This window comes from Amycolatopsis sp. Hca4 (assembly GCF_013364075.1).
Taxonomy (GTDB): domain Bacteria; phylum Actinomycetota; class Actinomycetes; order Mycobacteriales; family Pseudonocardiaceae; genus Amycolatopsis.
On the sequence record NZ_CP054925.1, the window covers coordinates 1,608,469 to 1,622,353 of the forward strand.

Below are 13,885 nucleotides of genomic sequence, written 5' to 3' on the forward strand. Positions count from 1 at the left end.
CGGTGGTGGGAAAAGAGATCAGGCGGAAATGCCGGCGATCATCAGCCGTGGAGTCCGGCGAGCAACTCCCGCACCAGGCGGTCGATCTCGTCCCGGATCGGCCGGACGTCCTCGACGCCCTTGCCCGCCGGGTCGTCCAGCTGCCAGTCCAGGTACCGCTTGCCGGGAAAGATCGGGCAGGCGTCGCCGCAGCCCATGGTGATCACGACGTCGGCCGCCTCGACCGCGGCGGTGGTCAGCTTCTTCGGGACCTCGCGGGAGAGGTCGAGCCCGATCTCGGCCATCGCCTCCCGCACGGCGGGGTTGATGCCGTCGGCGGGCGCGGAGCCGGCCGAGCGGACGTCGACCGCGCCACCGGCGTGGTGGGCGAGCAGCGCGGCGGCCATCTGGGAGCGGCCCGCGTTGTGCACGCAGACGAAGAGGACTTCAGGCTTGCCGGTCACGGGCGTTCTCCCTCAGCCGGTGGTCGTGAGCACGGCCGACAGCCGAGCGAGCACCTCGGGGTGCACGCGGTAGTAGACCCAGGTGCCGCGGCGGTCGCCGGTGATCAGGCCGGATTCGCGCAGCACCTTGAGGTGGTGGGAGATGGTCGGGCCGGTCAGGTCGAAGACCTCGGTCAGGTCGCACACGCACGCTTCCCCACCGTCGTGGGACGCGATCAGGGAAAGCAACCGCAGCCGGACGGGGTCGGCCATCGCCTTGAACAGGTGCGCGAGCTCCACCGCCTGACCCTGCGTCAGCGGCTCCCGAGCCAGCGGCGCGCAGCAGGTGTCCGCCGTGACGAGCGGCAGTTGCTTCGACATGTCTCTATCTTGACAGGCTTCTATACAACGGGCAATGCTGCTTAGACACACATCTATCCAAGGAGGCGGCGATGTCACGGGTACAGCTGGCCCTGCGGGTCGGGGACCTGGCCGGATCGATCGACTTCTACTCGAAGCTGTTCGGCACCGGGCCGGCGAAGCTCCGGCCGGGCTACGCGAACTTCGCGATCGAGGAGCCCGCGCTGAAGCTGGTGCTCCTGGAGGGCGAGCCGGGCCAGGAGACGGTGATGGACCACCTCGGCGTCGAAGTCGAGTCGACCGACCAGGTCGGCGCGGCGACCCGGCGGCTGACCGGCGAAGGCCTCGAGACGCTGACCGAGGACGACACCACGTGCTGCTACGCGGTGCAGGACAAGGTGTGGGTCCACGGACCGGGCAAGGAGCCGTGGGAGGTCTACACGGTCAAGGCCGACTCGAAGACGTACAGCACCGACAGGGCAGCGCCGGAGGGCTGCTGCCGCTGAAGCCCCGGAGCCGGTGCGTAATCGAGGGCGCACCGGCTCCGCGCCCCTGGGCTTCCGGGTCGACGTAGACGCTGTGCTCGACGACCCCGGCGTACACGCACCGCGAGGACACGGCCGAGACCGCGGCCCAGCCGATGGCCCGCCCGGCCGGGTCGAGCGCGACCAGCCGGTGCTCCGCAAGGTGGCCGGCGTCCCAGGCGGGAGCCGTGATTTCGAAGCCGGCCTGCCCGGTGTCCAGCCCGGCCTGGTAGATCGCCAGCACCTGGTCCGCGTGGTCGGCCGTCATGGCCACGACCTCGACCGCCAGGTCCGCGGCGGCGTCGCGATCGGGCGTGACGGTCCAGCACGGTCAGCCCTTCTATCGTTCATCGACGATAGAAGGGCTGGCCGGCAACTACCCCGTCTTCGCGAACTCCTGCACGATCCGCTCGCAGAACACCGGCAGGTCGTCCGGCGATCGGCTGGTCGTGATGTTGCCGTCGGTGACGACCGGCTCGTCCACCACCTCGGCCCCGGCGTTGCGCAGGTCCGTGCGCACGCTCGGCCACGAGGTCAGCCGGCGCCCGCGTGCGACGTCGGCCTCGACGAAGTTCCACGGGCCGTGGCAGATCGAGGCCACCGGCTTGCCCGAGCGGACGAAGTCCCGGACGAACTGCACCGCGGCGGGTTCCATCCGCAGCTTGTCCGGGTTCACCGTCCCACCCGGCAGGAGCAGTGCCTCGTAGTCGTCGACCGAGACGTCGCCGACCAGCTGATCCACCTTGAAAGTGCCGGCGTCCTCCAGGTCGTGGTCGCGCGCCTGGATCTCGCCCTCGGCGATGGAGACCACGGTGGTGCTGGCGCCGGCGTCGTCCAGCGCCTGCCGTGGCTGTTCCAGCTCGACCCGTTCCACCCCGTCGGCCGCGAGGATGGCGACCCGGCGTCCGTTCAGCTCTCCTGACATGTCAGGCACCCGCCATCGCCGGGTGCAGGACGACCTTCGTCCAGCCGTTTTCCCGCTTGTCGAAGTGCTCGTAGGCCTCCGGCGCGCGCTCGAGCGGCAGCTCGTGGCTGACGATGAACGACGGTTCGGCCTTGCCGCCGGCGATCAGGTCGCGCAGCTGCCGGTTGTACTTCTTGACCGGGGCCTGGCCGGTGCCGATGTGCTGGCCCTTGAACCAGAACATGCCGTAGTCGAAGGCGAGCTTGCCCTGCTTGGCCAGCTCGTCCTCGGCCCCGGGGTCCTGGGGCACGAAGACGCCGACGTTGCCGATCGTCCCGGTGAACCGGACCGAGGCGACCAGCCGGTTCATCGTCAGGTTGGCCCGCTCCCGGCCGTCGGGCTCGTGCGCCTGGTAGCCGACGCACTCGCAGCCGTTGTCCGCGCCCAGCCCCATCGTCTCGTCGAGCACGGCCTGCACCGGGTCGACCTTCGAGTCGTCGATGGCGATCGCGCCGATCGACTCCGCCAGCCGCAGCCGGTCGGCGTGCCGGTCGACGACCATCACCTTGCCCGCTCCGCGGATGGTCGCAGAGAGCGCGGCCATCAGCCCGACCGGGCCCGCGCCGTAGATGACCGTCTGGTCGCCGGGGCGCACGCCGGCCATCTCGGTGGCGTGGTAGCCGGTCGGGAAGATGTCGGCGAGCATCACGTAGTCGGTCTGGCGCTGCTCGGCGTCCTCGCCCAGCCGCAGGCAGTTGAAGTCGCCCCACGGCACGCGCAGCAGCTCGGCCTGCCCACCGGCGTACGGGCCCATGTCGGCGAAGCCGTACGCGGCACCGGCCATCTTCGGCTCGGGCTGGGCGGTCAGGCAGTAGTTCGTCAGCTGCCGCTCACAGTTCTTGCAGTGCCCGCAGGCGATGTTGAACGGCATGACGACCCAGTCGCCCACCTGGACCTTGTCGACCCCGGACCCGACCTCGACGACTTGTCCCAGGTTTTCGTGCCCGAACCAGCGTCCGGTCTCGAAATCGGTGCGGCCCTCGTACATGTGCAGGTCCGAGCCGCAGATGTTCGCCGACGTGATCCGCACCAGGACGTCGGTCGGCCGTTCGATCTTCGCGTCCGGTACGTCCTTGACGCTGACCTGCCGCGGCCCGTCGTACACCACTGCCTTCACAACAGCCTCCTCGCGTGGGTGTCCCCTCGGGCGGCGGATTTCCTCGGGGGAAACCGATAAACCGCGAACGGCCGCGGTCGTTCGAACGAGTCGGCCGGTTAGCCGGATCGCGCAGGGGTAGCCGCCGCAAGATGAGCCCGACAACGGAACGAAGAGCGCAAGAGAAAGTGCAGCGGCGGGGACGGCGGCTGGGCTGGTTGAGCCTGGGCCTTGGCGTCGCACAGCTGGCGGCCCCGCACACCGTGCGCCGGCTCAGCGGCGTGGACGACTCGGCGAAGTCGCGCGTGGTGGTGCCGGCCGTCGGCCTGCGGGAGCTGGTCCACGCGGCCGGGCTGCTGGCGAGCAGGCGGAAGGGCGTCTGGGCCTGGACCCGGGTCGCGGGCGACGCGATGGACCTGACCGCGCTCGGCGTGGCCCTCACCCACCGTGGCGGTGACCGACGGCGGCGGCTCGCCGGGGTCACCGGCGCCATCGCCGGCATCACCGCGCTGGACCTGCTGACCGCCGTGCAGGCCACCCGCGCAGAACACACCAGTCCCGCGCGGGCCGCGCGGGGCACACGCAAAGGAGATTCCGTGGAACTGACCGCAGCGACCACCATCCGCAAACCACCGCCGGACGTCTTCGCCTTCTGGCGCGACCTGGAGAACCTTCCCACCTTCATGGCGCACCTCGAGCAGGTCCGCACCACCGGCGACCGGACGAGCCACTGGACCGCCGCCGCCCCCTTCGGCCAGGACGTCGAATGGGACGCGGAAATCACCGAAGAGACCCCCGGCGAGCGGATCGCGTGGCGCTCGACCGGGAAAGCGACCGTCCCCAACGCCGGCACCGTCTGGTTCACCCCCGCCCCCGACGGCGAAAGCACCGAGGTGAACGTCGTCCTGGCTTACGAGCTGCCCGGCGGCGCGCTGGGCAAGGCCGTCGCCAAGTTCTACGGCGAGGAACCGCACCAGCAGCTCGACGACGACCTGCGCCGGCTCAAGCAGGTCCTGGAAACCGGCGAAGTCGTCCGGTCCGACGGCGCCCCGTGGGGCAAACGGGCCCGCAAGGAATTCCCCCAGCGCCCGGCCCAGCCGCTGTCGGACGCCGAACTCGAGAAGGGACCGGACGCATGAGGGCCAACACCTGGGCGGGCCGCAACAAGGTCGAGGTCCGCGAGGTCCCGGACCCCAAGATCCTCAACCACCGCGACGCGATCGTGCGGATCACCTCCACCGCCATCTGCGGCTCGGACCTGCACCTGGTCGACGGGTACATCCCGACCATGCAGGACGGCGACGTCATGGGCCACGAGTTCATGGGAGAAGTCGTCGAAGTCGGGTCCGGCGTCGACGCGAGCCGGTTGCGCGTCGGCGACCGGGTCGTCGTGCCGTTCCCGATCGCCTGCGGCGCGTGCGCCGCCTGCGCCGCGGAACTGTATTCCTGTTGCGAGAACACCAATCCCAACGCGGGGATCGCCGAAAAGATGTTCGGTCACCCAGTCGCCGGGATCTTCGGCTACTCCCACCTCACCGGCGGGTTCGCGGGCGGCCAGGCGCAGTACGCGCGCGTGCCGTTCGCCGACGTCGGCCCGATCAAGATCGAGTCGGACCTGACCGACGAACAGGTGCTGTTCCTGTCGGACATCCTGCCCACCGGCTTCATGGGCGCCGACATGTGCGACATCCGCTCCAGCGACGTTGTCGCGGTGTGGGGTGCCGGTCCGGTCGGCCAGTTCGCCATGGACAGCGCCCGGGTCCTGGGTGCGGCGAAGGTGATCGCCATCGACAAGGAGCCCTACCGGCTGCGGCTGGCGGAGCAGGCCGGCCACATCCCGGTGAACTTCGAGGAGGTCGACGTCCGGTCCCGGCTGCTGGAGCTGACCGGTGGCCGCGGTCCCGACAAGTGCATCGACGCGGTCGGGATGGAAGCCACCCACGGCAGCGCGCACGTCGCCGCCTACGACCGGGTCAAGCAGGCGGTGCGGTCGGAGACCGAACGCCCGCACGCGCTGCGCCAGGCGATCCTCTCCTGCCGCAGCGGCGGCGTGGTCTCGGTGATCGGCGTCTACGGCGGCCTGCTCGACAAGTTCCCGGCCGGTGCGTGGATGAACCGGTCGCTGACCCTGCGGACCGGGCAGTGCCACGTGCAGCGCTACATGGAACCGCTGCTGCGGCGCATCGAAAGCGGCGAGCTGGACCCGACCCGGATCATCACCCACACCCTGCCGCTGGAGGAGGCCGAGCGCGGTTTCGACCTGTTCAAGAACAAGAAGGACAACTGCGAGAAGGTCGTCCTCAAGCCGTGACGCCGGTCGCGTCCGGCCGCCGGTGAACCCGGTGGCCGGACGCGGCGGCCAGCAGCGCCGTCCCGACGGCCACGCCGATCATGGTCACCACACCGCGCGGCCAGAAGATGTGACTGTCGAGAAAGGACACACTCGCGGCGAGCAGGACGACCCCGCCGGGCACGGCCCGCCGGCCGGCTCGCGCGATCGAGGCGGCGGAGACCAGCGCGGACGCGGCCAGGAAGCACCCGGCACCGACGTGCCCGAGGAGGTCGCCGACCTCGAACAGGGAGCCGACCACCGGCGTGACACCGTGCTGGAAGCCGGTCACCGTGCCGGCGGCGATCCCGGCGACCGCGTCGAGCCCGCCGTAGAAAGTCGCGAAACCGTACGCCGCCACCCGGCCGGGCCGGCGCAGCCACGGCGACGCCGGCGCCAGCAGGAGCCAGAGCGCCGCGGCCGGCAACGGGAACACCGGCAGCAGGATGATGTGCAGCACGGTCCACCACCCGGCCGTGCCCGCGTCCAGCACCGCCGGGTGGGCCGCGCCGAACCCGGCCAGCAGCAGACCCGGCACCGCGAACAGCGCGGCTCGGAACCATCGTGAATCCGGCACCGGCCGAGCGTAGCGGCGGCCGGTGCCGGGTTCCGCCGGATCGGGCATTAGGGAACTCTTACGGCCGGTTCACTTCCGGGGCAGGCCCTGCGGGTTGATCTCGGACGCGGGCAGCGCCTCGGAGGTGAGGTTCCAGCGCTTGAGCACCTCGGCGTACTGGCCGTTCTTGATCACCGTGTCCAGCGCCTGCTGCAGGGCTTTGACCAGGCCGTTGTCCTTTTTGGTCATCGCGGCGATGTCGGCCGGGATGGTGCCGCCGCCGGAGACCGTGCCGACGATCTTGGTCTTGCCGTCCACGGCGACGTGGTAGGCCGAGGTCGGGTTCGGGCCGGCGTAGGCTTCGATGCGGCCGGACTGCAGCGCGAGGTAGTAGTCCGAGGTCGTCTGGTAGTACTGGAACTTCGCCGGTGCCAGCCCGGCCGCCTTGTTCTGCTGGTCCCAGCGCAGCAGGATCTGCTCCTGGTTGGTGCCGGCGCTGACGCCGACGGTGAGCCCGGCGATGTCCTTCGGCCCCTGCACCGCGAGGGTCTTCTCGTTCTTCACCTCGAACGCGATGGTGTCCTTGCGGTAGGTCGCGAAGTCGTACTTGTCCTTGCGCTCCTCGGTCACCGTGATGTTCGAGAACCCGGCGTCGAACTGCCGGTTCTCCACCGACAGGAACAGGTTTTCCCACGAGGAGGCCTGCAGGTCGAGCTTGAGGCCGAGGACGTCGGCGACCAGCTGTGCGAGGTCGGGCTCCACGCCGATGACGGTCTTGTCGTCGTCGGCGCGGAAGGACAGCGGCGGGGTGCCGTTGCCGGTGGTCCCGACGACCAGGGTGCCGCGGTCGCGGATGCCGGCGGGGACGAGCGCGGCGATCGGGTCGACCTTCTGCGCCCGGACGCGGTTCTGGTTCGCGGTGATGTTGACGCCGCCGGGCTGGGCCGCCGGGGCGGTGGCCGCTTCCGGGCTGCCGCACGCGGCGAGCACGAACACCGAAGCGAGCAATAGGGTTCTCAGTTTCATGGTTCTCCTCAAAGGACTTTGTCGACGAAGGCCCGGGTGCGGGCGTGACGGGGGTTGCCGAGGACCTCGGTGGGCGGGCCCTGTTCGACCACGCGGCCTTCGTCGAGGAAGACGACCGTGTCGGCGACTTCGCGGGCGAAGCCGAGTTCGTGGGTGACGACGATCATCGTCGTCCCGGTCCGCGCCAGGTCGCGGATGACCGCGAGGACCTCCCCGACCAGCTCGGGATCGAGCGCCGAGGTCGGTTCGTCGAAGAGCAGGACGCCGGGTTCGAGGGCCAGCGCCCTGGCGATCGCGACCCGCTGCTGCTGGCCGCCGGACAGCCGCCGCGGGTACTGGTCGGCCTTGTCGGCGAGCCCGACCCGGTCCAGCAGCTCGCGGGCCTTGGCCTCGGCTTCCGCGCGCGGACGGCGTTGCGCGGAGATCGGTGCCTCGACGACGTTCTCCAGCACGGTCAGGTGCCCGAACAGGTTGAAGTTCTGGAAGACGAACCCGATCTTCGTGCGCTGCTTGAGGATCTCGCGTTCCTTGAGCTCGTGCAGCCGGTTCCCGGACCGGCGGTAGCCCATCAGCTCGCCGTCGACGCTGATGAAGCCGCGGTCGGCGCGTTCGAGGTGGTTGATCAGCCGCAGCAGCGTCGACTTCCCGGAACCCGACGGTCCCAGCAGGACGGTGACTTCCCCTTGGCGGACCTGGAGGTCCACGCCGTCGAGGACGGTCAACGCCCCGAAGCTCTTGTGGACCCCGCGGACGTCCACTGTGTACTCGGCGGTCATGCCCGCGCCCCAGCCGGCGTTCGACGTAGTACTGCACGACCGACAGCACGCTGGTCAGGGCGAGGTACCAGGCGGTGGCCACCAGCAGCAGCGGGATCACCCGGCCGCTGCGCGTGTAGATCACCTGCACCTGGTAGAACAGCTCCGGCAGCGCCATGACGTACACCTGGGACGTCGCCTTCAGCAGCCCGACGATCTCGTTGGCCGCGGTGGGCACGATGGTGCGCAGCGCCTGCGGCAGCACGATCCGGCGGAACTGCCGCCCGGTCGGGATGCCCAGCGCCGCGGCCGCTTCGCGCTGTCCCGCGTCCACCGAAAGGAAACCCGCGCGCACGATCTCCGCGGCGTAGGCGCCCTGGTGCAGCGCGAGCCCCAGACCGGCGGCCAGGAACGGCGGATCAGGCTCATCGTCCCCACCGAGACGAAGGAGGGCCCGAACGGGATGCCGAAGGAGATCTCGTTGTAGAGGATGGCGAGGTTGTACCAGAACAGCAGCTGGAGAATCAGCGGCACCGACCGGAAGATCCACGTGTAGGTCCAGCTGACCGCCCGCAGCAGCGGGTTCCGGGAAATCCGCAGCAACGCCAGCACGGTCCCGAGCAGGAATCCGGCCACGACCCCGAACAACGTCAGTTCGAGGGTCAGCGCGACCGCTTCCAAGATCGATTTCTGGAAGACGAACTTCGCGAACGTCGGCCAGTCGAACGCGGTGTTCGTCACCAGGGCGTGCCCGGCCATCGCGACCAGGACCGCGACGACGACGGCGGCCACCCAGGTCAGCGGATGGCGGGCGGGAACGATCTTCAGCGCTTCTTCCGGTGGCGCGGCGGGAGCGGGCCGCGTGCCGAGATCGCTGGTCATCTCGCCCCCACCACGGCGGTGAGCGCTTTCGAAAAGGGCAGCGACGTGCGGGGCACGGCGTGGACGTCGAAGTGCGGGGTGTACCCGGTGGCCAGGTACAGCCCGCGCGCCTCGGGCTGGTTCGGGCCGGTGGTCAGGAAGATCCGCGCGTACCCGCGGCCGGCGGCTTCGGCTTCCAGCTCGGCGACGACCCGGCGGCCGAGACCACGGCCGCGGTGCGCGCGGTGCGTCCAGATGCGCTTGAGCTCCGCGGTTTCCCCGTCGTAGCGCTGGAAGGCGCCACCCGCGACCGCGACGCCGTCCGCGAGAAGCAGCAGCAAGCCACCGTGCGGTGGCGCGAACCGCTCCGGCGGGTATTCGCGGAGTTCGAAGTGGACATCGCTGAGCACGCGGTGGTAGCGCGCCGAATACTCGCGGGCGAGGTCGGCGAGCATGGGCCGGACCCGCGGATCAGACTGGGCGACCCAGACGGATTCGGGCATGAGGATACCTGTTCCGGAAAAGGGGAAAGGGAGGAAAAGCGCGGACGCCTTCCGGCTGACACGTCGAACTTTAAGAAGCACGCCGAGCCCGGTCAACGAGCCGGCCGCGGGTTCCAGATCCTGGACGAGGTACCCGGCTCCGCCGTCCACATCCTGAACGTGCGTGCGCCGCGGCCGCGCACCGGATAGCTGTGGAGGCATGACTTCTCGCAGCCTGCACGTCGCCGTGGAGCTGGACGGCGCCGAACCCGGCCGGTTGTCCCCCGGCGCCTTGGCCGGCGCCGTCACCACGGCCGAGCGCGCCGGGTTCACCTTCGCCACCTTCGACGACTCGCCCCTGCCGCCGCGCGGCGGGCTGCGGCTCGACGCGGGCACCCGCGCGGCCTACGTCACGACCCTGACCGACCGCCTCGGGCTCGCCGTGACCGCGAACGTCACCACGGCCGAGCCGTTCCACCTGGCCGCGCAGCTGGCGAGCCTCGACCACGCCTCGCGCGGACGGGCGGCCTGGGTGGTCGCCGCCGACGGCTCGGCCGCGGCACTGGCCACCGTCGGCGGCTCCCGGCTCGACCCGGACGCCCTGCACCACGAGGTCGCGGAAAGCGTCGAAGCCGTGCGCCGGCTGTGGGACTCCTGGGACGACGACGCCGTGATCAAGGACGTCGCCACCGGCCGGTACCTGGACCCGGACAAGGTCCACCACGTCGACTTCACGGGGACGCGGTTTTCGGTCAAGGGACCGCTGATCACGCCGCGGCCCCCGCAGGGCAGGCCGGTGGTGCTCGCCCCCGACACTCTCGCCGAAGCCGCCCGCCCGGACATCGTGCTCGTGGGCGGCACCGGCCTCGACGACGTCCGCGCCCGCGCCGCGCGGGCGCGGGAAACCGGCGCCCGCCTCGTCTTCGCCGAGGTCGAGGTCCGGCTCGGCGACGCCGGACGCCGGACGAACCCGGACCGCTTGCACTACACCGGGTCCCCGCTCGGCCTGACCGAACTGCTGGGCTGGCTCGCGACGAGCGTCGACGGCGTCCGCCTGCACCTCGCCGGCCAGGCCGCCGACCTGACGGCGCTGGCCGGCGAAGTACTGCCTTCGCTGCGCAGCGAAGGCCTGCTCGTCCCGCCGCGCCCCGGCGCCACGCTCCGTGCGTCGCTGGGCCTGCCGCGCGCGGAAAGCGTGTTCGCATGAGCGCGCGGCTGCACCTCGGCGTGTTCTACACCGGCGTCGGCCCGCAATTCCTGTGGGACGACCCGTCGAACGCCGACCACACGGCGATCGAGACGTACGTGTCGGTGGCGCGAACCCTCGAGCGCGGGCTGTTCGACGCGTTCTTCCTCGGCGAGGGCCTGCGGGTGCGGGAGAACCGCGGCCGCGTCCACGCCCTCGACGTCGCCGGCCGCCCGGACGCGATCACCCAGCTGAGCGCGCTCGCCGCCGCCACCACCCGGATCGGGCTGGTCGCCACTCAGAACACCACCTACAACTTCCCGGCCGACCTCGCCCGCCGGCTGTCCTCTTTGGACTTCCTGTCCGGCGGACGGGCCGGCTGGAACATCGTCACCACCGACAACGCCTGGACCGGCGAGAACTTCCGGCACGGCGGCTGGCTGGCCCACGAGCGCCGCTACGATCGGGCGGAGCAGTTCGTCGAAGCCGCGCTGGCCCTGTGGTCCGGTGCCGGGCTGGTGGACCGGCACACCGACCTGGTGAACGTGCGGGCGGTCCCGACCGTGCCGCCCAGCCCGCAGGGACGGCCGGTGCTGTTCCAGGCCGGCGACTCCCCCGGCGGCCGCGAACTGGCGGCGAAGTACGCCGACGTCGTCTTCTCCGCCAACACCGCCTACGACAAGGCGCTCGCCTACGCCGAAGACCTGCGCGCCCGTCTCGCCCGCCACGGCCGCCCGGCGGACGCCGTCCGGATCCTGCCCGGCGCCACCGTCGTCCTCGGCGACACCCCCGCCGACGCGGCCGAGCGCGCGGAGGACATCCGGCGGCGCCAGATCACCCCGCAGCGGGCACTGGCGTTCCTCGAGCAGTACTGGGGCCAGGACCTGTCGGCCTACGACCCGCACGGCCCGCTGCCGGACATCGAGCCCGTGGAGGGCGAGCTCGACCCGTCCCGCGGGACGATCTCCATCGCGGACCGGACCGGCAAGCTCGAGCGGATCCGGCGGTGGCGGGAGCTGGCCGAGGCGAAGAAGCTGTCGATCCACCAGCTGGTGCTGGAGGTCCAGCCGCGACAGCGCGGCTTCGTCGGGACACCGGGACAGGTCGCCGACGAGTGGGCGCACTACGTCCGCACGCGCGCGGTGGACGGGTTCAACCTCAGCCCGCACCTGGTCCCCGCCGCCCTCGACGACGTCGTCGACCGGCTGGTCCCCGAGCTGCAGGACCGCGGCGTCTACCGCACCGAGTACGAAGGGACGACGTTGCGGGAGCACCTGGACCTGCCGCCTCTCACGGCTTGAGGCCCGCGGCGATGCACCGAGTACCGCGCCGTCTCCGACGATTCACCGGTAGGTGCAGGACGCGTCGGCGGCCGGCCGAGCGATTCACGCGGAGAAGCCCGCCGGGGTGTGGACCTCGTCGGGGCGGCCAGGCGGACCGCGGTGCCGGTCACCGGAAGGCCGCCCGGTGCGCCGCGACGCACGGGGACGGGAGGTCGTCCGGGACGACGACGCTGCCGGTGATCGTCGTCGCCGGTTCGAGCGGGATCGCCCGCACGCGGCCGGGGCGGAGCTCGGCGACCTGATCGGCGGGCAGCACGGTCCAGCTGCGCGGATCGGAGCCGACCTCGACGAGCGTGTCCGCGACCGTGCCCGCGCGGTGCCCCGGCGGCACCGGCGCCCCCGCCTCGCGCAACGCGGTCACCACGGACCCGTCGTGCTCCTGGGAGATCCGGAACGGGCCGCCGGCCAGCTCGGCCACGCGGATGCCCTCGCGGCCGGCCGCGGGGTGCCGCGTGGACACGACCGCGAACAGGGACTCCGTCCACGTCGGCAGCACCCGCACCCCCGGCGCCGCCCGCACCCCGCGCGCCAGCACCAGGTCGAGCTCCCCCTGCCGCAGCGCGTTCAGGCGGGCGGGCAGCGGCAGGTCGACGAGCACGACGTCGAATCCCGGCGCCCGTTCGCGCAACGCGTCGATCCCGCGTTCCAGCCGGGCGGTGAACTGGCCGGTGCCGGTCCCGATGCGCATCACCCCCGCCCGCGGGCTCGCCGCGACCCGCACCCGGTCGGCGGCGGCCAGCGCCTCCCGCGCCGCGTCCAGCACCCGCAGGCCGTCCGCGGTGAGCCGGACACGCCGCGGCGACCGGTCGAACAGCCGCACCCCGAGCTCGCGCTCCAGCCGGGCGATCTGCCTGCTGACCGCGGGCTGGGCGATGTGCAGCCGGTCGGCCGCGCGGCCGAAGTGCAGCTCGTCGGCGACCGTGACGAAGTACCGCAACGCCCGTAGTTCCACCGGCCCTCCCCTGCGACGATGCCTCCAGGTTATCGCTGCGCGTGCACGCTGGCTCTGGTTCGCGGCGCGCCGCCGTGCTGGAGTCGGCACATGACCATCGATCTCGGCCTCTTGGGCGCCCACCTGCGCGAGCACGAAGTGAATCCGGCCGCCGCGGCGCAAGTCGAGCGGGCCGGCTACGGCACCCTGTGGCTGGATGCCTCGCCGCCCGCCGACCTCGGCCTCGCGGAGAAGCTGCTCGACGCGACCACCCGGCTGGTGCTCGGCACCAGCATCGTGAACGCCTGGACCGCCGACGCGGACACCGTCGCCGCCTCCTACCACCGCATCGAAGCCCGCCACCCCGGCCGGTTCCTGCTCGGCGTCGGCATCGGGCACCGCGAAGTCCACGCCGAATACGCTTCGCCGTATGACACGCTGGTGTCCTACCTGGACCGGCTCGCCGGTGCCGGTGTGCCGTCCGGCCGGACCGTGGTGGCCGCGCTCGGGCCGAGGATGCTGCGCCTGGCCCGCGACCGCGTGGCGGGCACCATCCCCGGCATGACCACCACCGAGCACACCCGGCGGGCGCGGGCGATCCTCGGGCCGGGAAGGCTGCTGCTGCCCGGGCACTTCGCGCTCATCGAGCCGGACGCCGGACGCGCCCGCGCGATCGCCCGGTCCGCCCCACCGGGGTTGGCGCTGGGCGTCACCAACTACGCCAACAACCTGCGGCGCCTCGGCTACACCGACGACGACCTCGCGGACGCGGGCAGCGACCGGCTCATCGACGACCTCGTCGCCCACGGAGAACCGGCAACGGTGGCAGACCGGCTGCTCGCCCACCGGGACGCGGGCGCCGACCAGATCGGCGTCTTCCCCCTCGGCGACGACCCGATCGCCACGCTGGTGGGCGTCGCCGAAGCGGTGCACGCCGCCACCGCCCGGTGAGCCCGGCACAGCAAGGACGGTCACGTGGGCCGGCCGTCCACATCCCGGCAGCAACCGCCAATCGACGCCTACGGCGACCGTGGCAACACGGCTGCTCGC

The 13,885-nt window shown here is 71.6% G+C and carries 16 protein-coding genes and 2 pseudogenes; 6 read left to right on the plus strand and 12 right to left on the minus strand.

Annotated features, from left to right (window positions below; translation table 11 throughout):
* Positions 1-41: 41 nt before the first annotated feature.
* Both HUT10_RS06950 and HUT10_RS06955 read right to left on the minus strand, forming a co-directional pair.
* Positions 42-443 (minus strand): arsenate reductase ArsC, encoded by a 402-nt coding sequence (locus HUT10_RS06950; protein WP_176170407.1) that lies wholly within the window; start codon positions 441-443, stop codon positions 42-44.
* 12 nt (positions 444-455) lie between these two features.
* Entirely contained in the window at positions 456-803 is a 348-nt protein-coding gene (locus HUT10_RS06955) for a metalloregulator ArsR/SmtB family transcription factor (RefSeq protein WP_176170408.1), read from the minus strand.
* A gap of 71 nt (positions 804-874) precedes the next feature.
* Between HUT10_RS06955 and HUT10_RS06960 the strand changes: the two genes are divergently transcribed.
* Positions 875-1,288, plus strand: coding sequence for an ArsI/CadI family heavy metal resistance metalloenzyme (locus HUT10_RS06960; protein WP_176170409.1), 414 nt, complete (start codon positions 875-877; stop codon positions 1,286-1,288).
* Here HUT10_RS06960 and HUT10_RS06965 read toward each other — a convergent pair.
* From HUT10_RS06965 to HUT10_RS06975, 3 genes are all read right to left on the minus strand, one after another.
* The gene (locus HUT10_RS06965; protein ID WP_217709550.1) at positions 1,227-1,574 is read right to left on the minus strand and encodes a GNAT family N-acetyltransferase; all 348 of its coding nucleotides are present in this window, start codon (positions 1,572-1,574) and stop codon (positions 1,227-1,229) included. The two genes, HUT10_RS06960 and HUT10_RS06965, sit on opposite strands and share 62 nt — an antisense overlap.
* A gap of 108 nt (positions 1,575-1,682) precedes the next feature.
* Positions 1,683-2,231 (minus strand): type 1 glutamine amidotransferase domain-containing protein, encoded by a 549-nt coding sequence (locus HUT10_RS06970; RefSeq protein ID WP_176170410.1) that lies wholly within the window; start codon positions 2,229-2,231, stop codon positions 1,683-1,685.
* Between the two features lies 1 nt (position 2,232).
* A complete protein-coding gene (locus HUT10_RS06975) occupies positions 2,233-3,387 on the minus strand; it encodes a glutathione-independent formaldehyde dehydrogenase (protein WP_176170411.1) in 1,155 nt (384 codons plus the stop codon).
* A 131-nt stretch (positions 3,388-3,518) separates the two neighbouring features.
* Here HUT10_RS06975 and HUT10_RS06980 point away from each other — a divergent pair, with 131 nt between their 5' ends.
* Positions 3,519-4,505, plus strand: coding sequence for an SRPBCC family protein (locus HUT10_RS06980; RefSeq protein ID WP_176170412.1), 987 nt, complete (start codon positions 3,519-3,521; stop codon positions 4,503-4,505).
* The gene (locus HUT10_RS06985) at positions 4,502-5,677 is read left to right on the plus strand and encodes a zinc-dependent alcohol dehydrogenase (protein WP_176170413.1); all 1,176 of its coding nucleotides are present in this window, start codon (positions 4,502-4,504) and stop codon (positions 5,675-5,677) included. Before HUT10_RS06980 ends, HUT10_RS06985 begins: the two co-directional genes overlap by 4 nt.
* On the opposite strand, the gene HUT10_RS06990 is transcribed toward HUT10_RS06985, so the two are convergent.
* From HUT10_RS06990 to HUT10_RS07010, 6 genes and pseudogenes are all read right to left on the minus strand, one after another.
* On the minus strand, positions 5,667-6,272 hold the full coding sequence (locus HUT10_RS06990; RefSeq protein WP_176170414.1) for a hypothetical protein: 606 nt from the start codon (positions 6,270-6,272) through the stop codon (positions 5,667-5,669). The genes HUT10_RS06985 and HUT10_RS06990 overlap by 11 nt on opposite strands.
* A 69-nt stretch (positions 6,273-6,341) precedes the next feature.
* Positions 6,342-7,277, minus strand: coding sequence for an ABC transporter substrate-binding protein (locus tag HUT10_RS06995; protein ID WP_176177708.1), 936 nt, complete (start codon positions 7,275-7,277; stop codon positions 6,342-6,344).
* Positions 7,278-7,285: 8 nt separating this feature from the next.
* On the minus strand, positions 7,286-8,053 hold the full coding sequence (locus HUT10_RS07000) for an amino acid ABC transporter ATP-binding protein (RefSeq protein WP_176177707.1): 768 nt from the start codon (positions 8,051-8,053) through the stop codon (positions 7,286-7,288).
* 67 nt (positions 8,054-8,120) lie between these two features.
* A pseudogene (locus tag HUT10_RS52075) lies at positions 8,121-8,582 on the minus strand (ABC transporter permease subunit); the annotation flags it as partial.
* A gap of 8 nt (positions 8,583-8,590) precedes the next feature.
* Positions 8,591-8,914: pseudogene (locus HUT10_RS52080) on the minus strand (amino acid ABC transporter permease); the annotation flags it as partial.
* Positions 8,911-9,396 (minus strand): GNAT family N-acetyltransferase, encoded by a 486-nt coding sequence (locus tag HUT10_RS07010; RefSeq protein ID WP_176170415.1) that lies wholly within the window; start codon positions 9,394-9,396, stop codon positions 8,911-8,913. The pseudogene HUT10_RS52080 and the gene HUT10_RS07010, both read right to left, overlap by 4 nt.
* 199 nt (positions 9,397-9,595) lie before the next feature.
* On the opposite strand from HUT10_RS07010, the gene HUT10_RS07015 reads away from it, so the two are divergent.
* Together HUT10_RS07015 and HUT10_RS07020 are read left to right on the plus strand one after the other, a co-directional pair.
* The gene (locus tag HUT10_RS07015) at positions 9,596-10,582 is read left to right on the plus strand and encodes an LLM class flavin-dependent oxidoreductase (protein WP_176170416.1); all 987 of its coding nucleotides are present in this window, start codon (positions 9,596-9,598) and stop codon (positions 10,580-10,582) included.
* A complete protein-coding gene (locus HUT10_RS07020) occupies positions 10,579-11,862 on the plus strand; it encodes an LLM class flavin-dependent oxidoreductase (protein WP_176170417.1) in 1,284 nt (427 codons plus the stop codon). The genes HUT10_RS07015 and HUT10_RS07020 overlap by 4 nt, the downstream gene beginning before the upstream one ends.
* Before the next feature lie 148 nt (positions 11,863-12,010).
* Here the strand turns inward: HUT10_RS07020 and HUT10_RS07025 are convergent, their stop codons facing one another.
* Positions 12,011-12,856: a LysR family transcriptional regulator gene (locus HUT10_RS07025; protein ID WP_176170418.1), complete on the minus strand. Its 846-nt coding sequence runs from the start codon at positions 12,854-12,856 to the stop codon at positions 12,011-12,013.
* Positions 12,857-12,946: 90 nt separating this feature from the next.
* On the opposite strand from HUT10_RS07025, the gene HUT10_RS07030 reads away from it, so the two are divergent.
* Complete coding sequence (locus tag HUT10_RS07030; RefSeq protein WP_176170419.1) at positions 12,947-13,786, plus strand: TIGR03620 family F420-dependent LLM class oxidoreductase; 840 nt, start codon at positions 12,947-12,949, stop codon at positions 13,784-13,786.
* Positions 13,787-13,885 lie beyond the last annotated feature (99 nt).